This window comes from Syntrophales bacterium (assembly GCA_023228425.1).
GTDB lineage: Bacteria > Desulfobacterota > Syntrophia > Syntrophales > UBA2210 > MLS-D.
Genome location: JALOBE010000006.1, coordinates 1 through 21,776, shown reverse-complemented (window position 1 = coordinate 21,776; position 21,776 = coordinate 1). Strand labels below are relative to the sequence as shown.

22 protein-coding genes are annotated in these 21,776 nt (G+C 55.4%); 4 read left to right on the top strand and 18 right to left on the bottom strand.

The window, feature by feature from the left end:
• Positions 1 to 3: 3 nt before the first annotated feature.
• From ispH to hisI, 15 genes are all read right to left on the bottom strand, one after another.
• Positions 4 to 1,740 (bottom strand): 4-hydroxy-3-methylbut-2-enyl diphosphate reductase, encoded by a 1,737-nt coding sequence (gene ispH, locus M0Q23_03415; protein MCK9527694.1) that lies wholly within the window; start codon positions 1,738 to 1,740, stop codon positions 4 to 6.
• Between the two features lie 27 nt (positions 1,741 to 1,767).
• Positions 1,768 to 2,532: a TlyA family RNA methyltransferase gene (locus M0Q23_03410; protein MCK9527693.1), complete on the bottom strand. Its 765-nt coding sequence runs from the start codon at positions 2,530 to 2,532 to the stop codon at positions 1,768 to 1,770.
• The gene (gene dxs / locus M0Q23_03405) at positions 2,529 to 4,427 is read right to left on the bottom strand and encodes a 1-deoxy-D-xylulose-5-phosphate synthase (protein MCK9527692.1); all 1,899 of its coding nucleotides are present in this window, start codon (positions 4,425 to 4,427) and stop codon (positions 2,529 to 2,531) included. Before dxs ends, M0Q23_03410 begins: the two co-directional genes overlap by 4 nt.
• A gap of 50 nt (positions 4,428 to 4,477) precedes the next feature.
• Complete coding sequence (locus tag M0Q23_03400; protein MCK9527691.1) at positions 4,478 to 5,386, bottom strand: polyprenyl synthetase family protein; 909 nt, start codon at positions 5,384 to 5,386, stop codon at positions 4,478 to 4,480.
• Positions 5,379 to 5,612 carry an exodeoxyribonuclease VII small subunit gene (locus M0Q23_03395; protein ID MCK9527690.1) on the bottom strand — a complete coding sequence of 78 codons (234 nt, stop codon included), beginning with the start codon at positions 5,610 to 5,612 and terminating at the stop codon, positions 5,379 to 5,381. Before M0Q23_03395 ends, M0Q23_03400 begins: the two co-directional genes overlap by 8 nt.
• Positions 5,593 to 6,954, bottom strand: a complete 1,362-nt coding sequence (xseA, locus tag M0Q23_03390) for an exodeoxyribonuclease VII large subunit (protein ID MCK9527689.1) — start codon at positions 6,952 to 6,954, stop codon at positions 5,593 to 5,595. Before xseA ends, M0Q23_03395 begins: the two co-directional genes overlap by 20 nt.
• A gap of 84 nt (positions 6,955 to 7,038) precedes the next feature.
• Positions 7,039 to 8,787 (bottom strand): RNA polymerase sigma factor RpoD, encoded by a 1,749-nt coding sequence (gene rpoD / locus M0Q23_03385; protein ID MCK9527688.1) that lies wholly within the window; start codon positions 8,785 to 8,787, stop codon positions 7,039 to 7,041.
• Between the two features lie 106 nt (positions 8,788 to 8,893).
• Positions 8,894 to 10,723: a DNA primase gene (dnaG, locus tag M0Q23_03380; GenBank protein ID MCK9527687.1), complete on the bottom strand. Its 1,830-nt coding sequence runs from the start codon at positions 10,721 to 10,723 to the stop codon at positions 8,894 to 8,896.
• Positions 10,724 to 11,211: 488 nt separating this feature from the next.
• Positions 11,212 to 11,658, bottom strand: a complete 447-nt coding sequence (locus M0Q23_03375) for a GatB/YqeY domain-containing protein (protein ID MCK9527686.1) — start codon at positions 11,656 to 11,658, stop codon at positions 11,212 to 11,214.
• A 109-nt stretch (positions 11,659 to 11,767) separates the two neighbouring features.
• Entirely contained in the window at positions 11,768 to 12,118 is a 351-nt protein-coding gene (locus tag M0Q23_03370) for a histidine triad nucleotide-binding protein (GenBank protein MCK9527685.1), read from the bottom strand.
• Between the two features lie 27 nt (positions 12,119 to 12,145).
• Complete coding sequence (hisA, locus tag M0Q23_03365) at positions 12,146 to 12,883, bottom strand: 1-(5-phosphoribosyl)-5-[(5-phosphoribosylamino)methylideneamino]imidazole-4-carboxamide isomerase (GenBank protein MCK9527684.1); 738 nt, start codon at positions 12,881 to 12,883, stop codon at positions 12,146 to 12,148.
• A 224-nt stretch (positions 12,884 to 13,107) separates the two neighbouring features.
• Positions 13,108 to 13,683, bottom strand: coding sequence for a hypothetical protein (locus M0Q23_03360; protein ID MCK9527683.1), 576 nt, complete (start codon positions 13,681 to 13,683; stop codon positions 13,108 to 13,110).
• A gap of 207 nt (positions 13,684 to 13,890) precedes the next feature.
• Complete coding sequence (gene hisB / locus M0Q23_03355) at positions 13,891 to 14,478, bottom strand: imidazoleglycerol-phosphate dehydratase HisB (protein ID MCK9527682.1); 588 nt, start codon at positions 14,476 to 14,478, stop codon at positions 13,891 to 13,893.
• Positions 14,479 to 14,490: 12 nt separating this feature from the next.
• Positions 14,491 to 15,363, bottom strand: coding sequence for an ATP phosphoribosyltransferase (gene hisG / locus M0Q23_03350; GenBank protein MCK9527681.1), 873 nt, complete (start codon positions 15,361 to 15,363; stop codon positions 14,491 to 14,493).
• Positions 15,360 to 15,734 (bottom strand): phosphoribosyl-AMP cyclohydrolase, encoded by a 375-nt coding sequence (gene hisI, locus M0Q23_03345; GenBank protein MCK9527680.1) that lies wholly within the window; start codon positions 15,732 to 15,734, stop codon positions 15,360 to 15,362. Before hisI ends, hisG begins: the two co-directional genes overlap by 4 nt.
• Positions 15,735 to 15,962: 228 nt before the next feature.
• Here hisI and M0Q23_03340 point away from each other — a divergent pair, with 228 nt between their 5' ends.
• From M0Q23_03340 to M0Q23_03325, 4 genes are all read left to right on the top strand, one after another.
• Positions 15,963 to 16,331, top strand: coding sequence for a hypothetical protein (locus tag M0Q23_03340; protein MCK9527679.1), 369 nt, complete (start codon positions 15,963 to 15,965; stop codon positions 16,329 to 16,331).
• 397 nt (positions 16,332 to 16,728) lie between these two features.
• Entirely contained in the window at positions 16,729 to 17,760 is a 1,032-nt protein-coding gene (locus M0Q23_03335) for a TRAP transporter substrate-binding protein (GenBank protein ID MCK9527678.1), read from the top strand.
• Positions 17,761 to 17,813: 53 nt separating this feature from the next.
• Positions 17,814 to 18,302 (top strand): TRAP transporter small permease, encoded by a 489-nt coding sequence (locus tag M0Q23_03330; GenBank protein MCK9527677.1) that lies wholly within the window; start codon positions 17,814 to 17,816, stop codon positions 18,300 to 18,302.
• Positions 18,299 to 19,597 (top strand): TRAP transporter large permease, encoded by a 1,299-nt coding sequence (locus M0Q23_03325; protein ID MCK9527676.1) that lies wholly within the window; start codon positions 18,299 to 18,301, stop codon positions 19,595 to 19,597. Before M0Q23_03330 ends, M0Q23_03325 begins: the two co-directional genes overlap by 4 nt.
• 7 nt (positions 19,598 to 19,604) lie before the next feature.
• Here M0Q23_03325 and M0Q23_03320 read toward each other — a convergent pair whose 3' ends face one another.
• From M0Q23_03320 to M0Q23_03310, 3 genes are read right to left on the bottom strand one after another with little or no spacing between them, the layout of a single operon-like run.
• Positions 19,605 to 20,783 carry an anaerobic nitric oxide reductase flavorubredoxin gene (locus tag M0Q23_03320; protein ID MCK9527675.1) on the bottom strand — a complete coding sequence of 393 codons (1,179 nt, stop codon included), beginning with the start codon at positions 20,781 to 20,783 and terminating at the stop codon, positions 19,605 to 19,607.
• A gap of 34 nt (positions 20,784 to 20,817) precedes the next feature.
• Positions 20,818 to 21,153, bottom strand: coding sequence for a cupin domain-containing protein (locus tag M0Q23_03315; protein MCK9527674.1), 336 nt, complete (start codon positions 21,151 to 21,153; stop codon positions 20,818 to 20,820).
• A 56-nt stretch (positions 21,154 to 21,209) separates the two neighbouring features.
• Entirely contained in the window at positions 21,210 to 21,560 is a 351-nt protein-coding gene (locus tag M0Q23_03310) for a hypothetical protein (GenBank protein ID MCK9527673.1), read from the bottom strand.
• Positions 21,561 to 21,776: the final 216 nt, after the last annotated feature.

Below are 21,776 nucleotides of genomic sequence, written 5' to 3'. Positions count from 1 at the left end.
TCATCAGAACAGCAGTCGCTCCACCGTCCTCCATATCAAAACACCCATGCCGGCGATAATATATATGGTCCCGAAAAATCCTTCAAGGGCGGTTCTGGAAAAGTGCGCTTTTCTATCACAAAGTTCCAAACAAATCCACACATAAAAAACTGCCGCCAAAAGTGACAGCGCCAAGGGGGGCGCCGGCCCCGCCCATGTCGCGGCCACAAGCATCACTGCCGTTGCCAGCGATATGCTCTTTACGAGCCTTCGAGAAAAATATTCGCCCATTACGACAGGAAAGGTCTCCCTTCCCACCAGGCGGTCGCTCTGAACATCCACCAGGTCTGTGATAACCGACTTCATAAAAACCAGTAAAAAAACAAAGGCAAAGGCCATTAGCGCGGCACCGGGGGAAACATCCGCCGCTCCCAGGGAAGAAACCAGAGCCGCAACGACGGCCCAGGCAAGAGCGATAAAAATGTTTTTCGATCCGGGAATGTTTTTCAGACTCTTGAAGGGCCACCCGGCGGGAAAAATACGAACGCCGTAGAAATAGCCGAAAATGGAAATCAGGACCAGGGAGACAAAGGGAGCTGTCCCTGCGAAAAAAGAGAGGATTATGGCAAGAGCGAGGGAAATAAAGGACGCGGCCGAGTATGAGGTCCGGTGGCGCAGGTAGGTTTCATCCCTGAAGCTCCCCTGTATGTTTGCCAGGTAACGATCCTGAAGCCTGTTGAGCGTGTGCATGGAAAACACGTAGAAAGCCGCCACAAGTACGTTGACCCAGCTCAGGGCAAGTCCTTGAAGTGCCATGCCGACCGCCGTCAGCGAACCCGCTCCCACGGCTGACCAGATATCGGTCCTGATGCAGAAAAGCCAAATCCGGTAGAGACTGCCCAGGTATCTTTTGCCCCGATCCTTACGGTACATCGTCAGGTAGTCAACCACCCCGTCGGTTATCCAGTTGGGCGTCGACGCCCCGGCTGACACACCTATCGTACCGGCCTGGCCGAGGTCTATATCCTGCAGGTCTTCCGCTGTTTCCACCTGGAATGAAGGAATCCCGGATTTTTGGGACAGTACCAGAAGCTGTTTCGTATTAGCGCTGTTTTTTCCACCCACGATGATCATGGTGTCCATTTCAGCAGTCATGCGCACTATTTCCGCCTGGCGCCGCTCCGTTGAGTCACAGATGGTGTTGAAAACAAGGACGTCCGAATAGGTTTCTTTAATCTTTTTAACGACCCTCTCATAGTGTGCCGCGTTCTGCGTCGTCTGGGCGACCACGCAGACCCTTCCCAGCGGCGGAAGACCGTCCACCTCTTCGCTGCTGCTTATGACGATCCCTCCGGGCTCGGCATAGCCCATAAGACCGGTCACTTCAGGGTGTTCGCTGTCGCCGACAATGATAATGTCGTAGCCTAGGGAGGTGTGTTTCTTGATGATTGACTGGACACGGCCCACCCGGGGGCAGGTGGCATCGATAACCGTGATATCCCGTTCCTTGAGCCGCCTCCGCTCCTGGGGCGATATGCCATGCGCCCGTATAACCACCGTTCCGCCGTCGATTTCATCAATGGTCCTGACCGGAATGATTCCCCTCTTCCTCAGCAGATCAACTGTTTGAGGGTTGTGAATGATTTCTCCATAAGTGTAAACTGGACCGGTGCCCTTCCGACCGGCAATATCAAGAACGATATCCACGGCGCGTCTCACGCCCATGCAAAAGCCCGCTGTTTTTGCAAGTTTTACTGTCATGGCAGGGGGATTACTCGCATGCCTGTTTCACGGTCGGCCGGCACAAAGAAAAAATTCCCGGTTTCCCGCCGGTCCCCGCAGGGGGGATTCGCATGAACCTTTGACCAGAAACCCGACATTACCGGCATACTCACGTATTTCACGGACCACTCTCATCTGAACTTCAGGGTTTCTGATCACACCGCCCTTTCCGACATCAGGCCGTCCCGCCTCGAACTGTGGTTTTATGAGGGCGAGAACCAGGGCACCCCGTGGCAGACCCGGAAAGAGAACGGGGAGAACCAGCTTCAGGGAAATGAACGAGACATCGACAGTGGTGATGTCAATGGTATCGGGGATACGGGTCACGTCGAAGGTGCGGATGTTGGTCCTCTCGAACAGAACGACCCGGTTGTCGACCCTCAGCTTCCACGCGACCTGGCCATATCCCACATCGAGGGCATAGACGCGGCGGGCGCCTTCCTGGAGAAGGCAATCGGTAAATCCTCCCGTCGAGGCCCCGACGTCAAGGGCCACCTTGTCATGGACATCAATGCCGAAGGCGTCCAGGGCGTGCTTGAGCTTCAACCCTCCCCGGCTCACGTAGGGATTGTCATGTCCCCGTATGCGAATAGCCGCATCGGGACGGACCAGGTCTCCCGCCTTGTCCATAACCGTGTCATCAACGATGACCGACCCGGACAATATCAGCGCCCTCGCCCGTTCACGCGACGAGGCCAGCCCCCGGTCGACCATTGCCTTGTCAAGTCTGGAGCGTCCCGCGACCTTGTCATTGTCCTTCGCGGCTGTCACGTAACCGTCCGATCCATCATGGCTTCAACGGCAGCGGCGATTCCCCCGGCATCGATACCGCACCGTTCTCTCAACTCCTTCTGTGTACCATGCTCGATGAATCGATCAGGTATGCCAAGCCGCTTCATGACCGCGGGCATACAGCCCCGTTCCTGGTAAAGTTCCAGGACGGCACTGCCGAATCCGCCCATGAGAACATTCTCTTCAACAGTGACCACCCTTCCCGTATCGGCGGCAACCTCGCAGACAAGCTTCTCATCGAGGGGTTTCACAAAGCGGCTGTTGACGACACTCACGTCGATGCCCCGCTCCGCGAGCAGCCACGCCGCTTCCAGCGACGGGTAAACGGTGGAGCCGATGGCGACGATAGCGGCGTCCTTTCCCCGCCGAAGAAGCTCACCGCGGCCTATCTCGAGGGTTTTCAGGTCCTCGTCCAGAGGAACTCCCTCCCCTTTGCCGCGGGGATAACGGATTGAAACGGGTCCCCCTAATTCGATGGCGGTTTTCATCATGTGCTGCAGTTCGTTTTCGTCCTTGGGAGCCATGACGACGATGTTGGGGATGGAACGTAGACTGGACAGATCAAAAACTCCCTGATGTGTCGCGCCGTCGTCTCCGACAATACCGCCCCGATCGAGGGCAAAGACAACGGGAAGCTTCTGAAGGCAGACGTCATGAAGAACCTGGTCGTAGGCGCGCTGCAGAAAGGTGGAATAGATGGCCACCACGGGGATAATACCCTCCACGGCCAGGCCCGCGGCGAAGGTGACGCCGTGAGGTTCGGCAATTCCCACGTCAAAGAAACGTTCCGGCAATGCTCCGGCAAAGGCTTCAAGTCCCGTCCCCTGACTCATTGCCGCCGTAATGGCCACGATCTTCGGATTCTCACGGGCAAGTCTGACCATGGTCCGGCCGAAGATATCCGTATATGCCGGTGGACCGGAGGGGCCGGGCAACGGCTCTCCGGTGGCAACATCGAAGGGTCCCACTCCATGAAAACGGGACGGTTCAGCCTCGGCGGGGGCATATCCCTTGCCTTTTCTGGTGACAACGTGAACCAACACGGGACCTTTCAGGGTCTTGATGTTGACGAAATTTTTTATCAGGTGATCCACCCGATGTCCCTCCAGGGGACCTACGTACTGGAATCCCATTTCTTCAAAGAGCACGCCCGGAACGATGAAAGCTTTCAGAGATTCCTCGGCCTGCTTCGTTATCCTGACCATCTGCTCTCCGATGCCGGGGATTGTTTTCAGGAAACTCAGGATGCCCGCCCTCAGTTTCACCACGTGCTGGCCTGTCATTATCCTGTTGAGATAGGATGAAAGGGCGCCCACGTTCGGGGAAATTGACATCTCGTTGTCGTTAAGTACTATGATCAGATCCTGTTCGCGGTCACCGGCCCAGTTCAGTCCTTCAAAGGCAAGCCCTGCCGTCATGGAGCCGTCACCGATGACGCACACCACCTTGAAATCCTTTCCCGTGAGACCGCGTGCCTCGACGATGCCCGATCCGGCCGAGATCGACGTGCTGCTGTGACCCACTCCGAAGACATCGTAGGGGCTTTCGTCCCGCTTCGGGAATGGAGCGATCCCTCCCAGTTTCCTGAGTGTGGAAAATTCATTTTTTCGTCCCGTTATGATCTTGTGGGCATACGATTGGTGTCCCACATCCCAGATTATCCTGTCCTTCGGCGTATCAAAGACATAGTGCAGGGCCAGCGTCAGTTCCACAGCTCCCAGCGACGGGGCCAGGTGACCTCCGTTGGAGGCAACCGTGCCTATTATGAGGCGCCTGATGTCTTCCGCCAGAAAGGCGATATCTTCGATCTTGAGTTTTCTGATATCTTCAGGTGTCTCAATTTTTTCGAGAATCGAGAAGGTTTTTTCGGTCACCGAACAGATCCTTCCGGGGCGGAGTGTTTCCGCTAGCCGCCACTCCGCCTTTATGTTTTTCGTTCCATCATGTGCCGCGCGATCAGGCGCAGCGGTTCAGCACGATCGTCAAAGGATGTGAGGCTTGCCAGGGCGCTCACCACGAGTTCAGCCGCTTTTCGGCGGGCGGGCTCCATACCCACGATCGATGGGTAGGTCGCTTTTCCCCGCTTCCTGTCTGAACCGGTCTCCTTCCCCATGAGGACGGCATCGCCCTCCACGTTGAGAATATCGTCGACTATCTGGAACAGCAGGCCGATGTTCTCACCGTAGGCCGTCAATGCCGACAGCTTCCGCGGCGTGCCCCCGGCAAGGATGCCTCCCGCCCTCAAGGACACCGTTATCAGGGCGGCCGTCTTGTGCCGGTGAATATACTGCAGTGTTTCATAATCAACACCCTTGCCTTCCGAGTCCAGGTCAACGGCCTGTCCTCCGATCATTCCGAAATACCCCGCAGCGCGGGCAATCTCGTTGATGACCGACAGCAGGTCCCCGGGATCGGCTCCAGAGACGGCCCCCTCGTCGGCAATAAGTCTGAAGGCGTCCGTCAGCAGGGCGTCTCCCGCCAGAACGGCGATCCCCTCACCATAGACCATGTGGTTGGTCGGTTTCCCTCGCCTGAGCGCGTCGTCGTCCATGGCGGGAAGGTCATCATGAATAAGCGAATAGGTATGGATCATTTCAAGGGCGCAGGCGGCGGGAAGAACCGCGTCGATCCGTCCCCCGAGAGCCTCGGCCGCGGCAATGCACAGGATCGGCCGTATCCGCTTCCCGCCGGCGAACAGGCTGTACCGGGACGCTTCAAAAATCACGGGCGGATAGGATCCGGCGGCGGGAAGATACCGGTCCAGCGCCCGGTCAACCATGGTTTTCCTGTCTTCGAGATACCCCTGTAGCCGTTCTTGTTCCGTTTCAGTCACCTTCGATCTCCGCCGCGAAGGGGGTTGTCACAACCCCCTCACCTTCCTTGAGCAGCATTTCAACTTTCCGTTCCGCTTCGTCAAGCTTTTTCATGCAGAACCGTGACAGCTCCACCCCCTCCTCAAAAGCCTTCAGTGATTCATCAAGAGTCATGTCGCCGGCTTCCATCTTCCTGACGATCTCTTCAAGCCGCTCCAGGGCTTTTTCAAATTTCTTTTCCGCCATCGGGCACCTCCTCCATGATCTCTGTAACCCGCGCGTGAAAGCTGCCTCGCGCGACCCGCACCGTCACATCCTCACCAATCCGCAGGACTGACACGTCGTCAAGGAGTGCCCCGTCGGAACGGCGCCTGGTGATGCTGTAGCCCCGTTTTAACACGGCCGGGGGGCTCATGCTGTCAAGCACGGCAAGGGAACGATCGACCCTGCCGCGGATGCGGCCGCGCCTGTACTCCATGGTAAGCAGAATCTTGTTCATGAGATAGCCGACCATGCGTCTGTTCTCATCTATCCGGCTCGATGGACTGAGGTTCCTGAGAGAACGGGCCAGCATTTCTGTCCGGTACTCCCCCTTCTCAAGGGTTCGTCTGAAGGCCCCTTCCAGGGTGGCAAGGCGATCATCGAGCAAAATCCTGTAATCGGTAATTCTCCGTCCGGGATCGGCGAGACGTTCCCGGACGGAGTTGAGACGCCGCCACAGGTCCTGCCGGCGGGACCGATGGTAAGAAACAAGGCCTGACGTCATCTTTGTTACAACTCCCGCGAGTTCACGCCGGTCGGGAACGACCAGTTCCGCCGCGGCCGACGGCGTGGGGGCCCTCAGATCGGCCGTAAAATCGGCGATGGTGTAATCGATCTCGTGACCTACGGCGGAAACGACAGGAAGCCGGGACCCGTGGATGGCTCTCGCCACGCGTTCATCGTTGAAGGCTTGCAGGTCTTCAATGGACCCGCCGCCGCGGGCCACAATGATCAGGTCGAGTGTTTCACCGATCCCGGGGCCATTCATGATTTCAAGGGCTTCGCATATCTCCGGCACCGCTTCCGCTCCCTGGACCCGCACCGGTGCCAGCAGAACGTCGCAGGACGGCCATCGCCGTTTCATGACCGTCAGTATGTCCCTGATGACAGCTCCGGCAGGAGAAGTTACGATGCCCACCCGCGCGGGGAATCGAGGAAGGCTTCTTTTTCGCCCCTGATCAAACAGACCTTCTTCCTCAAGACGGCGCTTGAGCTGTTCAAAGGCGATCTGCAGGGCTCCCACACCGCGCGGTTCCGCCGTTTCAACCACCAGTTGGTAGTCGCCTCTGGCGGCATACACGCTCAGGCGGCCGCGACAGACCAGGGCACTTCCCTCCTCGAGGGTGAAATTCAAGGCCGCGGCGTTCTGCCGGAACATGACGGCACGGATCTGGCTGGACTCGTCCTTGAGCGTGAAGTACACATGGCCTGAGCCGGGACGCCTGAGGTTTGACACCTCGCCGGCTACCCACAGGACGCCGAAACCCGTCTCCACGAGGGCTTTTATGCCGGCCGTCAATTCTGAAACAGTAAAGATCCGGTTCATCCTCTTCCGTCCTGGCCGGACTCGTACCCAGGCGACGACGGCCCCGGGCGAGTACACCCGGCCGCTGCCGCCGGGGACCGGCTGCTACTTGACGTTTCCCTTGATTTCCCTCCTTCTCGAGGCTCCCCTCATTTTCTTCAGGACCTGCGATTCCATCTTTTTGGCCCGCTCCATCATTTCCGGCATGTTTTCCATTTCACCTTCCTCCGGGGTGTATTCGGACTTTTCGCTGATGCCGAATCTCATCCTCAATACCTTTTCCTCCCGGGGGGTCAGCGTTGAAAGAATGCTGCGGGTCTGCTTCGCGAGATCCATACTCATGGTGGCATCGGAAGGAGACATAATCTTTTTGTCTTCGATGAAATCGCCCAGAGAGCTGTCTTCTTCCTCGCCGATGGGTGTTTCCAGCGAAATCGGCTCCTTGGCTATCTTGAGAACTTTCCTGACCTTCTCCAGGGGAAATTCCATCTTTTCGGCAATTTCTTCAGGGTTGGGGTCCCGTCCCAGTTCCTGAACCAGGTAACGGGAGGTCCGGATGAGCTTGTTTATGGTCTCGATCATGTGCACGGGAATCCGTATCGTCCGGGCCTGGTCCGCGATCGCTCTCGTGATGGCCTGCCTGATCCACCAGGTGGCGTAGGTGGAAAACTTGTAGCCCCGCTGGTATTCAAATTTTTCCACCGCCTTCATGAGGCCTATGTTTCCCTCCTGGATGAGGTCCAGGAACTGGAGTCCCCGGTTGGTATATTTTTTCGCGATGCTCACCACCAGCCTGAGGTTCGCCTGGATCAGTTTCTGTTTTGCCTCGTTGGCTTCGCTTTCTCCCTGGATTATGGCGCTGTAAACTTTTTTCAGCGATTCCGATGACGCTCCGAGCTTATCCGCTATGACCTTCCGCTCACGTCTGCCCTGGAAAAGGATGCGCTCGCATTCTCTGACACGGGCCTGAGGAACCTTCAGTTCCCGGGCGATGGCTTTTTCCAGGGACGGGTCCCTCCTCAGGCGGGAGAACAGTCTATCAAGCTCCTTGAGGGGTCTTCCCGTCTGCTCACGACAGGACTGGAGTTGCTTTTCAAGATTCCTGATGCGTTCCGCATCCTTTTTCAGTTTCGACACCATGCTGTTGACCCGCCTCTTGCTGAAACGAATGTCCCGGCACAGCGCGGTAATGGCGACGACTTCCTTTTCAAGCTGCCTTTTCAGGGCCGTTCGCCGTTTTTCCGTAAGGCTCGTGTCTTTGAGTTTTTCTTCCAGGGCCAGACACTGACTGAAGTGTGCCTCGATCCCCTCGATGAGTGTCAGAACCCGTTCGATATGCAGCTCCTCTTTCATGAAGCCTTCTTCGTCCTCGATGCTGTCTACGATGCTCTTGATCCGTATATCGCCGCTTTTCAGCCGCTCTCCGATGCGTACAACATCCTTGACAAAATAGGGCACCCTGAAGAGCGAATCCATTACCTTCTGTTCCCCCTTCTCAATACGCTTCGCGATCGCGACTTCTTCCTCACGGTTCAGAAGGGACACAAGCCCCATTTCCCGCAGATACAATTTGACGGGATCGCCTGTCTTCCCCAGGGGAGACGTGAGGAGGGGGGACTCCTTGTCGGCATCCTTGATATCATCCGGCTCGTCGGCAGCCTTCTTTCCCTGGGGTTTTTCATCCTTCATCGCGTCAATGATGTCGATGTTCTTCTCACCGAAAAAAACAATGATGTCATCGAGCTGGTCCGACGATGTCACATCGGACGGAAGCATGTCATTGACATCATCATAGGTAAGGAAGCCCTTCTCCTCGCCGAGGGATATCAGTTTCTTCACTTCGTCTGAATTCATAAATCGTTTCATCAATTGTTCTCCTTGCGAGAGATATGCACAGCCGGTGCAACGGGACATTGACCGTGACGCCCCGTCGGGACCCTGACGTACCGCACAGACATAATCACCCCTTGGGACCGCCTTTTCTTAACCCGGAAGGCCCGCGGACTTTCCGGGTGAGCAGTTGTTTTTTTTCCAAAAGAAGCCTGTCACAGAGCTCCCGGTCATCCCGTTCGCGAGCTTCCACCAGACGTCGACTCAATTCCCTGCTCTGCTCCCTGTACCATCGGTCCCGTATTCTCCCTATGGTATCCCGTAACATTGTATCCACGATGGAATCGTCGGGCCGCTTGTCCATGGCAAGGCGAAGAAGGCTGTCTTTCACGTCACCGTTACGGGTTTCGCCGATAACGTCCGACATGGTGATGAGAGCCCCCGTTTCAATTAACCCGGCGATCCGCTCCCCGAGATCGCGAATCGGGGAGCGGGAACACAGGTCCAGGACTCCCGAAGCCGTGACGAGGGGTATCCTGTCGGGGAATTCTATCATCAGGTAGACCAGGTAGAGTTCCACAGGATCGATCTCCCCGCCTTTCTCCGGGGATGGCATCGGTGCCTTTGTCCGCCCAAGCCCCCTGTTCACTTCATCTTTTATCAGGTGCTGGTCCACGCCCAGCTTTTCGGCGCATCGCTTGACAAAAAGGTTTCTTTGTATCACATCAGGAATACTTTTGATAAAAGAAATCGTCTCACGGGCCAGGAGCGCCTGCCCTTCAAGGCTGTCCCGGTCTTTCATCACCGATTCGATATAATAATCCACCATGGAGGCGGCACCGGCAATGAGCCTTTCAAGAGCCTCACGTCCCCTTTTCCTGATGTAGTCATCGGGATCGGCCCCATCGGGAAGCACCACCACGGCCGACGATACACCCTGCTCGAGAAACAGTTGAAGGCTGCGTTCCACGGCACTCCGTCCGCCCTCGTCACCATCGAAGAGAACAATCACGTTACGGGTGAGCCTTCCGATGAGCGATACCTGTCGTTTCGTCAATGCCGTACCGAGGGTGGCCGCCACGTTGCGGATGCCGGCGCTCCAAAGAGCGAGGAAATCGAAATATCCCTCCACAATTATGACGCTGTCACGAGAACGGATGTCGTCCCTTGTCCGGGAAAGACCGTAGAGGTTGTCTCCCTTGCTGTAGATCGGCGACTCCGGCGAATTGAGGTACTTCGGCTCTCCGTCGCCAAGCTCGCGTCCACCAAAGGCAATAACGTCTCCCTGCAGATTTTCTATGGGAAACATGAGCCGGCCCCGGAAGCGGTCATAGCTCCGGCCATTGTCCTTGAAGACGACAAGGCCCGATTTTCGAAGCAGTTCCTCGGGCACCCTGGAAGCGTCCAGGTAATTTTTGAGATTCCGCCATCCGGGAGGGGCGTAACCGAGAGAAAAGGTTTCAACTGCCGTGGTTGCCAGACCCCTCTCCGCCACATATTCCCGTGTTGATTTTCCCCGTCCGGAAAAAAGGTTCCGGGCAAAAAAATCCGCCGCCAGGCGATTGAGCCTGATGAGTCCCGCCCTCTCGGCGGCAGTTTTTTTCCGGGACTCCGTCATCACTGGTTCCGGAATGACGATCCCCCTGCGGGATGCAAGTCTCCTGACCGCCTCGGGAAAGGAAATATCCTGAACCTTCATGAGGAAGGAAATTTCGTTGCCCCCTTCACCGCAACCAAAGCAATAGCATATCTGCTTGTCAGGATTGACTGAAAAGGATGGCGTCCTCTCCGCGTGAAAGGGGCAGAGTCCCACGTAATTCCTGCCCGTCTTTTTCAGGGCGACAAATTCTGAAACAAGTTCGACGATATTCGACCGGCTTCGGAGTTCTTCAATGGTGCCTTGAGGAATATGACCCTTCAATTCAATGCGAACGACTTTCTTTTCAGTCGGTCCGGGCATAACCGGGAGATGCGGCAACTCCTGCCCCGATCCACTGCGGCCGGGCGTTCCGGAAACATCAGCCGGGACCTTTGAAAAACTATCTGTTGATGAACTCGCACAAACTCGAAAAACGTCCGATAGAGAGGACGGCTTTGTAAAACCTCCTTGAGGCAAGGAACGCACATCCTGAGGAAAGAGGCGTACTATGAGGTACGCCGCAGTGACGAAGGCCGGAGCGCAATCACGTATCCGGCTGCAATACCGGAGCATGCCTCCGGTGCCCTTTTACGACGCCGTCATCTGTTGTGTCGTTTCGATCGCTTTTCTCCGTCATTTCGACCGAAGGAAAAAACGTTCGCGATGACGATCGGTTTTGTCATTTCGATTGAACCGAAGAAAGAAATCTCTCACAATGACGGTACTAAAAAACGAATTTCCCGTCGCGATGCCCCCCGAAATGACACAATCCGAAGATCTCCTGCCGCCGTCTCAAACACCCGGCACCGTCAGCCATTCAGGAACTCACGCACCATCCCGCTCACCACTTTTCCATCCGCCTTGCCTGTGATTATCGGCATGAGAACCTTCATGACCGCTCCCATGTCTTTTATGCCGGAGGCCTCCGTATCCGCGATGGCCTTCGCGATGGCGGCCCGCATTTCCTCCTCCGTCATCTCTTCAGGCATGAAGGTCTTGATGATCGCGAGTTCCCGGGTCTCCTTTTGGACAAGATCGTCCCGCCCTCCCCGGGCAAACTGTTCTATGGAATCACTTCTCTGTTTAGCCATGGATGACAGGACCTGGAGTATCTCCTGGTCCTTAAGCTTACGCCTCAACTCGATTTCCTTGTTGTGGAAGGCCGCCCTCACCAACCGCAGCGTCGACAGTGTCACTGCATCCCGTGCTTTTGCCGCCTCTTTCATTTCCTTATCGACGCGTTCTTCAATAGTCATGAACCGCTACCTCCTCTATTGCGCAGGAGCGCCTGTCTGTTCGAGAAAAGCTCGATATTCACATAAATTAATGATTTTTTCGCACCTGTCAATCAGGGTTGGCCCAGGGTTAGCCGAGGTCGTCTGAAAGCCTGCGCCCTCCCAGGACATGAACATGGAGATGAAATATGACTTGACCGCCATCGTAATTGCTGTTTATGACCGTCCTGAATCCCGTTTCATCGATCCCCTTGATCCGGGCGACCTCCCGAACGGCATTGAAGAGCTCCGCCGGCAGGTTCCGATCAGGCCCCTCCACGTCCATATCCACGATGGTCGGCACATGCCGTTTCGGAACCAGAACGACATGGACAGGCGCAAGGGGCTGAATGTCGTCAAAGGCAAAAACTCCGTCATCCTCATAGACTTTCGAACTGGGAATCTCTCCCGCCACAATTTTACAAAAAACACACTCGGTCATAGTACGCTTGTCCTCCTCGGATTTTCATCAGGCAGGCCCGGTCCGGCGACACAGGGCTATCGCTTCCGTCAGATCGATCTTTCCCTCATAGAGCGCCTTCCCTACGATAACACCCGTTATACCGGCGCCCCGGATCGAAAGAAGGTTCTCAATGTCGGCGATTCCTGAAACACCACCCGAGGCGATGACGGGAATGCCGACGGACCTGGCAAGAAGTTCCGTGGACTCCCGGTTGACCCCGGTCTGCATTCCGTCGCGCCCTATATCTGTGTACACCAAAGCTTCGAGACCACAACCTTCGTAGGAGCGAGCTATTTCCAGGGGGCTGTATCCCGTCTCTTCCAGCCAGCCTTCAGCGGCGACGCGGTCGCCTCGGGCATCGATGCCAAGAATGATTCTTCCCGGAAATCGGAGGCAGGCGGAAAGAACAAAGTTTCGATCCTTGAGCGCCGCCGTCCCCAGGACTACGCTCGCGACGCCGGCCGCGATATACTCTTCAACGGTTTCCATGTGGCGAATGCCTCCCCCCACCTGGACAGGAACATCGACGGCCCGGACGACAGCCTCAATGATGTGCCTGTTGACGGGCTTTCCATCCTTCGACCCGTCCAGGTCGACAACATGAATCCTCGTTGCTCCCTCGCTCCGCCATTTATCAGCCACTGCGACGGGATCATCCCCGTAGACGGTCACGCGGGTAAAGTCGCCCTGGAGAAGTCGTACGCACTTCCCACCCCTGATATCGATTGCCGGAATTACAATCATGCCGCTCTTCATGTCCTTTCAATGGGGCTGTGGTCCTGCCGAAGTATGGGCCGATAGCGGCGACGTGATCGCGTCGCCCGCCGGCACAACAAAAAACGGGAAGGGAGATGGGTGATCAGGAACTGTACTCCGGTGCCGCGCAACAACTGATTCTTCGGAGCAGGACCTGCCGCGTGGCGCGCCGGGTCACGCTGTCCGGGCAAACATCCGGATGGGACACGGCACTATTCACGTTCCGGGAACGATTTTAAAAGCTCTCCGACACCCTGTTCCGAGAGTTCACGAACAGTAATCCACTTACCGCCACCCTTGAAAAAGGTTCGTATATCCAGAATATTGGTCATCAGCGAACCCTGCGTTTTGTCAAACGTCCCGCTCCATACAACGTCACCGTCACTCACTCTGACCAGGTGAAAAATGAATACGGCCGAAGCCGGTTGCTCGACGGCATAGGTATAGCCCATTCGCTCCCGGTAGCAGAAAACATACCCGGCGATGACAGCGTCGGCACCCAGTTCTTCACCGACTTTTTTCAGCTCCTCTCCCACCGGCTCCTTGAACGAGCCTGTCCGGATCCTTTTATAGAGGCCCTCTGTTCTGCCGGACGGAATCAGCACATACTTCCTGGAGGACCGGAGTGCATTGACAAAGAGAGATTCCACCTCCACTTCCGCCCCGTCACCGGGAACACCACAGGTCCGGAGGAACGCCCCTGACAGCGGACAGCGGGCAAAGGTCTGCTCGGGAGATTCGGGCAGAATTCTCTGGACAGGCAGGAGGGCGATCTTTTCCAATTCCATCGTGCCCTCCTGGTAGGCGGAGGTTGTCTTTACGCCGCTCACACCGGCGCAGCCATACATACAAAAGCAGGCCGCGAGGAAAAGGAAATAGAGGGCCGACGGCCTCAATGTTCTGAAAAAAAGAGCGTTAATGGAAAACTACCTCCTCGCCCCGGCAATCCCCCGACAGGTGCCGGATTGTGTCCGGATTTTCGGGGGAAGACGCCGTCAAAGGCTCCCTTTGGTGGAAAGGACCCCCTTGATTCGACTGTCAATCGATACCGCCACACCCAACGCGCGGGCGAACGATTTGAACAGCGCCTCCGCTATGTGGTGGGGATTCCTACCATATATGGCATTAATATGCAAGGTTATTCCCCCCTCGTCGGCCAGTGCCTTAAAAAACTCTCTTACATGCAACAGATCGAAATCTTTGATCTTTTCATGTTCAAACTCGACGTTGTAGACCAGGCACGGTCTCCCGGAGAGATCGATGGAAACATGGCCGAGGCTCTCGTCCATGGGTATGAAAGCGGTTCCGTATCGCCCGATCCCCGTTTTGTCACCCAGGGCCGTTTTGAGAGCCTCTCCCAGGCACAGGCCTATGTCCTCAACGAGGTGGTGATCATCGACGGGGGTGTCTCCCCGGCCTGTCACGGAAATATCGATGAGACTGTGCCGTGCCAGAAGAACAAGCATGTGGTCCAAAAAGGGCAGGGTAGTATCAATGACCGCCGCTCCCTCCCCGTCGAGATTGATTTCGACGGACACATCCGTTTCAGTGGTATTCCTCGCTACGACAGCGATTCTCTCCATGAAGACACCTCCCTACAGAACCTTGTGCAGGGGATACTCGATAATCCCCTCGGCGCCCGCTTCCCGCAACAGGGGGATCAATTCCCGCACGGAGTCTTTGTCGACGATGGTCTCAACGGCGCACCATTCATCCTTGAAGAGTTCCGATATGGTGGGCGCCGTTATCGACGGCAGGAGGAGAACGGTTCTGCCGAGATTTTCCTTTGACACGTTCATCTTCAATCCCACCTTGGTCATGGCCATGAATGATCCCTTAAGCAGAAGACTTATCTGATCTATCTTTCTTCGCTTCCATGGATCGTTCCAGGAATTGTTGTTCGCGATGAGCTGTGTATTGGTATTCATCAGCTCATGAATTATCTTGAGCTTGTTGGCCTTCAGAGTACTGCCCGTTTCGGTAACCTCCACAATGGCGTCGACGAGTCCTTCAACCACCTTAGCTTCTGTGGCCCCCCAGGAAAACTCGACGTCAACGGAAATGCCCTGTTCCCGGAAGTAACGGGTGGTAAAATTCACCAGTTCCGTCGATATCCGTTTGCCCTCGAGATCCTCAGGCTTGGTGATGGTGGAGTCTTCCCTGACGGCGAGCACCCATCGCGCCTGCCTTCGGGACGCTTTGGAATAGACCAGATCCTGAACAACCGTCACGTCGGCATTGTTTTCCATGATCCAGTCTCTGCCGGTAAGGCCGAGATCGAGTGTTCCGTCCTCCACGTATCGCGCCATTTCTTGGGCCCGCACAAGAAAGCAGGCGATCTCGTCATCATCGACGGAGGGGAAATAGCTCCGTTCGCTGTAGGATATCTTCCAGCCCGCCCTCTTGAAAAGTTCAACCGTGTTTGCCTCGAGGCTTCCTTTCGGAATGCCCAGCTTCAGAATATTCATTTCTTGTACACAACCTCCGGATCAAAGAGACGTTCTCCGATAATATCAATCCGTCCTTCCGCGAGCCGGCTGAAAAAACAGGTCCGGTACCCCTTGTGACAGGCTGCTCCCTGCTGATCAACAAGCAGCAGGACGGCGTCGGAATCACAGTCAATGCGTATTTCTCTCACCTGCTGGACATTTCCCGATGTTTCTCCCTTGACCCATAACTGCTTTCGGGACCGGCTCCAGTAGGTGGCCTTTCCGGTTTCCACCGTTTTTTCCCAGGCATCGCGATTCATGTAGGCAAGCATCAGCACTTCCTGTGTCGCGACGTCCTGAACAATGACGGGCACTAGTCCACCCGCCTTTTCAAAATCAGGTGCTGTCATTCCCGCTCTCCTTTTTCACCGGTTTATGCGGTTTAAATTCACCGATTTTAAAAGCATTTTACAGTGAGAATGTGTAAAGCTAAAGGAAACTTTGCCGTTTGGCAAGTCATTTTTTATTTTTCGTCTTGCCCAGTCATTATTTTTGTGCTAGTCGAGGAGGCTCGGCACGGATGCGTCATTGTTCTGCCGCGTCATGTCAGCAATCTCATAAAAGGAGGATGAAGGATAATGCAGGTGTTGATCGGTGGCGTCATAGCGGCGGTAGTTGGGTTCTTGGGAATCATTATCTGGTGGAAACCATTTTTGACTATACTCGCGGGTGGAATACCGATCGCCCTCCTTCTTGGTGGAGCCCTTGCCATTTACGTCGGTTACGATGAAGTGCGCGACCAGATGAGAGAGAAAAAGGAAGCAAAAGTTCAGTCCGACGAACTGGAAAAGACAAAGCAGGAACTGGAAAAAGCGAGGGCCCAGTCAGAAGAGCTGGAAAAAGCGAAGCAGGAACTGGAAAAAGCGAGGGCTGCCGCGGAAAAATACAAGGAAGAACTGGAAAAGGCAAAAACAAAAGGCCCGGCCGCCGGGGCGGAGAAAAAATAATTCATCAACCGGCTCCGATCGTGCGGGTAAAACCGAAAGGGACAGAAAGAATGTCCCGGCATTCCGGCGGAAACAGGGCGTGCCCCGATCCCCTCCGGTGTGCCGCGAAAACACCCTTTCTTTCTCCCCGGTAGCACCTGATGTGTTTTCCGCACAACGAAAAAAGTGAAAGAAACAGAAATGAACACCCCACATCCTTTCTTTTTAGAGTGTATCTCACCACGTCACATCGTACAGTACATGTATTGATGCCTGCTCCTCGTGCGGCTGATGCGGGGAAGCAGGCTCTCCCCTTTAATTCCTATTTATATCAACAGGCAGCGATCCTTCAGAGGCGGGCTCCGTCTTTGAAGGCCAGGGCAATAACATACTACCCGGCACCAAGGAGGGACAACCCATGAAACAAGACAGACCTGCAGGCAGACTCATTGCCGTCTTCGGGGCGGTACTGCTGTTCCTGGCCTTCACCGGAACAGGGGAAGCCAGGACACAGACCCTGAACTACAGTGTTTTTTTCCCGCCCACCCACGGACAGGCGCTCGCCGCCGCGGACTGGGCAAAGGAAATCGAAAAACGTTCAGAAGGAGCAATCAGGATAAACCTGTTTCCCGGAGGAACTCTGACACCGGCCGGGCAGACCTATGACGGTGTCGTCCAGGGAATTTCAGATCTTGGAATGTCCTGTTTTGCATACACACCGGGCAGGTTCCCCGTTATGGAGGCCCTTGATCTCCCCATGGGTTACCCTGACGGCATGACGGCAACCCGTGTGGCCAATGAATTTTTCCGCTCCATGAACCCGCGGGAACTTGCCGATGTCAAGGTGCTGCTGATTCATGCCCATGGGCCGGGACTTCTTCACACGAAGAAACCCGTGCGAACCCTCAATGAACTCAAGGGACTGAAAATCCGGTCGACGGGCCTCAGTGAAAAAGTAACGCGGGCCCTGGGAGCCGTGCCCGTGGGAATGCCGCAAGGAGAAACCTACGAAGCCCTCCAGAAAGGAGTGGTGGAAGGGACATTCGCTCCCATTGAAACGCTGAAGGGCTGGAAACAGGCCGAGGTTATCAAGTACACGACGGAAACAACGGCCATCGGATACACGACGGCCATGTTCGTGGTCATGAACCTGAAAAAATGGAACGCTCTCTCACCGGACATCCGGCAGATATTCGATGATGTGAGCGCCGAATGGATAGAGCGGCATGGAGCCGTCTGGGACAGGGAGGATGAGGAAGGACGATCCTACACACTGGGACTGGGAAACGAGATCATTCCTCTCTCACAGGAGGAAAGCGGCCAATGGACTGAAGCGGTCAGGCCCGTCCTTGACGAGTATGCCGATACTGTCCGGAGCCAGGGAATAGACGGGGAAGCGGCGCTCGCGGAGCTGAAAAAGCTCATTGAGCAACATCGCCGGGAACAGTAAATAAACGAGATGGGGGGAATCGGTATGCCGACTCCCCCCGTGAGGATCGATCTGTGACGAGCCGGGGACAAACACTGTTCAAGGCCGCCGAGGCAGTCAACTGGGCGGCGGCGGCGGCAGTGACAGCCATGATGCTCCTTGTATGCGCCGATGTGACGATGCGGTTTTTTTTCCGGTCACCCATCCCCGGCGCCTACGATCTCGTGGGATTCCTGGCCATGCTGGCCGTCTCTCTTTCCCTGTCTTACACGACGATTACAAAAAGCCACATCGCCGTTGAACTACTTGTAGAAAAACTGCCCAGGAAAGTCAGGCACGGTATCGACGCGATCAATGCCCTGCTGTCCTTCACGCTCTTCGCGATGATAACCTGGCAGACAGCCCTCTACGGCCTGCACATGAGAACCACGGGCGAGGTGTCGTTGACACTCAAACTGCCCGTATATCCCTTTGTGTTCGGGATAACCGCCGGATGCGGGTTTCTTTGTGTGATCCTCGCCTTTCAATGCTACCTGTCAATCAGGAGGGTCGCGCGGCTATGACTCCCACCACTGTCGGCATAATCGGCATCATCGCCCTTTTTGTCCTTATCTTTTCGCGGATGCCTGTGGCCTTCATCATGACCATTATCGGTTTTGTGGGCTTCGGATACGTGATCACCTTCAACGCCTCCATGAACCTCGTGGTCAAAGATTTCTATACCGTCTTCGGTTCACAGAGCCTTACCGTGGTTCCGCTGTTTGTCCTCATGGGGCAGGTTGCCTTTCATTCAGGTATAAGCAAGCGTCTTTTCGATGCCGCCTACGTGTTCCTGGGCAACCAGCCCGGGGGACTCGCCATGGCCACTATCGGTGCCTGCGCGGGATTTTCGGCCATCTGCGGTTCCACGAACGCCACTGCGGCAACCATGGGGGCGGTTACCCTTCCGGAGATGAAGCGGTTTGATTACAAGCCCGAACTTGCCACGGGTGTTGTCGCCGCCGGGGGCAGTCTGGGGATTCTCATCCCTCCCAGCGTTATATTCATCGTCTACGGAGTCATGACCCAGCAGTCCATCGGCAAACTCTTCGTGGCCGGCATCATACCCGGTGTACTTTTGACGGGCCTGTTTATCGTCACAATCGCCATATGGACACGCCTCAGGCCGGATCTCGGACCGGCGGGACCGGCAACCTCATTCCGGGAAAAATGTGCCGCCCTGCCGGGCATTGTGGAAACGATCATTCTTTTCGCCATGGTCATGGGCGGGCTTTTTGCGGGTATTTTCACGCCCACCGAAGCGGGGGCCGTGGGGGCGCTGGGAACAATCGTGCTGTCCCTGATACGGCGGCGGCTGACCTGGAAGAGTTTCGTTGAATCGCTCATGGAGACCACGAGAATATCCTGCATGATACTCCTTATCGTCGCGGGAGCTACCGTGTTCGGTCATTTCCTGGCAGTCACCCGGATTCCCTTCGATATAGCAACCTGGATATCCTCGGTCAACCTGCCGTCCTGGGCAATTATCATGCTTATACTCGTGGTTTTTTTCGTCGGCGGGTGCTTTATCGATTCCCTCGCCCTGATCATGCTGACCGTGCCGATCTTTTACCCCGTCATAATCCTGTTCCAGTACGACCCTGTCTGGTTCGGCGTCGTCATCGTGCTGATGACGCAGATCGGCGTCATCACACCCCCGGTAGGAATCAACGTGTACGTTGTCAGCGGCGTCGCCAGGGACGTGCCCCTTCAGACAATATTCAGGGGAGTACTCCCGTTCCTCCTGGCCCTGATCATAACCGTCCTGCTGTTGATTCCCTTCCCGGGGATTGCTCTGTGGCTGCCGGGGCTCATGTAACAAACCGTCAGGCGAACATCCCGCCAAATTCCCGCGCCTGCTCCAGTTCGTTGTCTCCGGGCTCCCAGTAGCTTTTCAAACCGCCGGTTATGACGGTAAATCCCGCTTCGCCGAGCCTGTCTTCAAGAATTTTGACGGACTCTCCGCTCCAACCGTAACAGCCGAAGGCTGCGGCTTTCTTGTTTTTGAACTTGAGACCCTTCATCATTTCGATCAGGGCCGCCATGGCTGCAAGAATCCCCCGGTTGATGGTCGGTGACCCCAGCAGGATCGCTTTTGATTTAAACACCTCTGTCATATTGTCGTTGATATCACGACGGGCCGCATTGTAGAGCTTGACGGTAACCGCCGAATCCTTTTCCCTGATACCCGCTGCGATGGCCTCCGCCAGTTTTCGCGTTCCGTCCCACATAGTGTCATAGATGATGGTAATCTGGTTTTCCTGGTAGTCCGCCGCCCACTCGAGATATTTTTGGACAATCTGCAGTGGATTATCCCTCCATACGACACCGTGGCTGGGGCAGATGACATTGACGGGAAGTTTCAGCGCGAGGATTTCCTCAATTTTCTTTGTCACCATCGGCGAGAAGGGCGTTAGAATATTAGCATAATATTTTATTGCTTCGTCATAGAGCTCTGACTGGACAACAAGGTCATTGAAGAGATGCTCGTCGGCGATATGCTGCCCGAAGGCATCATTGGAAAACAGGACAGCGTCTCCTGTCAGATAGGACATCATCGTGTCGGGCCAATGGAGCATGGGGGCTTCGATAAAAACCAGTTCCTTCGTCCCCAGGCTGAGCGTGTCACCGGTTTTTACAACTTGAAAATTCCAGTCCCGGCGGTAATGTCCCCGAAGGGACTTCACCCCGTTGGCGGTACAGTATACAGGCGTTTCAGGGATATGCCTCATCAACTCCGGCAACGCCCCTGAATGGTCAATTTCCGCGTGGTTGGCGATAATATAGTCAATTGACTTCAGGTCAACCACTGCCGCCAGATTCCGTACATACTCCTTGTCGAAAGGGAGCCATACCGTATCGATGACAGCGGTCTTTTCATCTTGAACAAGGTATGAGTTATAGGATGAACCCCGGTGGGTTGAGTATTCCTCTCCGTGAAATTTCCGCAGTTCCCAGTCAGTCTTGCCAATCCAGTGTACTGCCGGTGTAATCTGAATCTTCATTGGACTCCTCCTTTGTCTCGTTAAATACGCAGTTCTATTTGATCATCACCAATATCATCTTGAACCCGGTCACGGCCGCCACGGCGTGGGGCACATTGGCGGGCATGATGATCATCTCCCCCTCCTCCACCTGATAGGGAATTCCGTCGATGGATATCTCGGCGGTACCGTCAGTTACCTGCACCAGGGCGTCAAAAGGAACGGTGTGCTCGCTTAACCCCTGTCCCTCGGCAAAGGCAAAAAACGTCACCGTCCCGGTCGGTTTTTTTACGATCTCCCGGCTTACGACAGCTCCTTCCTGATAGTGAACCAATTCTCTGATTCCAAAGACCTCGGCCGTTCGATTATCCGCCGTCGAATGGTCACCCATGATGTATACCCCCTCCTTCAGAAAGCCGCTTATCCCCCAAGAATCGGGGCACGGCGTCAGTCAAGGTCGATATAGATGACTCCTCCGTTGATGAAGTACGGTGAGCCACAACCGTCACGGTCGATGTAATAGCTTCCCCGACCGGTATATACATCTTCTCGCGTCACGGGCTGGTAGAGTTCCTCAATACCGGAAGGCATGGTCCCCCGTTGCGCCCGGAGAAGCTCCAGTCTCGATTTAAAATAGTCAGTAAAACAGCGCGCGGCATCTTCGCTGTCCTCAACGGGACCGGGGCATTCGTATTGTGCAGGGTACATATCTTCGACTCTGAGGGACTCACCCATGGCCGGCATCCGCGGAAACAGAAGTACTATTGGAATGAAAAGCAGAGCACACACATACTTCACTTCATTGACATCCCCGGTCGTGATTTACACGGAAAAAAGAGGATCCGCGCACGCTTCTTTCAGCAATACCATGGTGATGTGATACCACATCGGACAGCTTCATGCCAATTGTAATAAACCCAGATTTTCCATTAGCCAATTTGTCGGTTTACGTTGCTCCACGTGGCAAGCCTGAGGCATTGGTCCACAATCCGCAAAACCAGGCTCGTTTCCTTC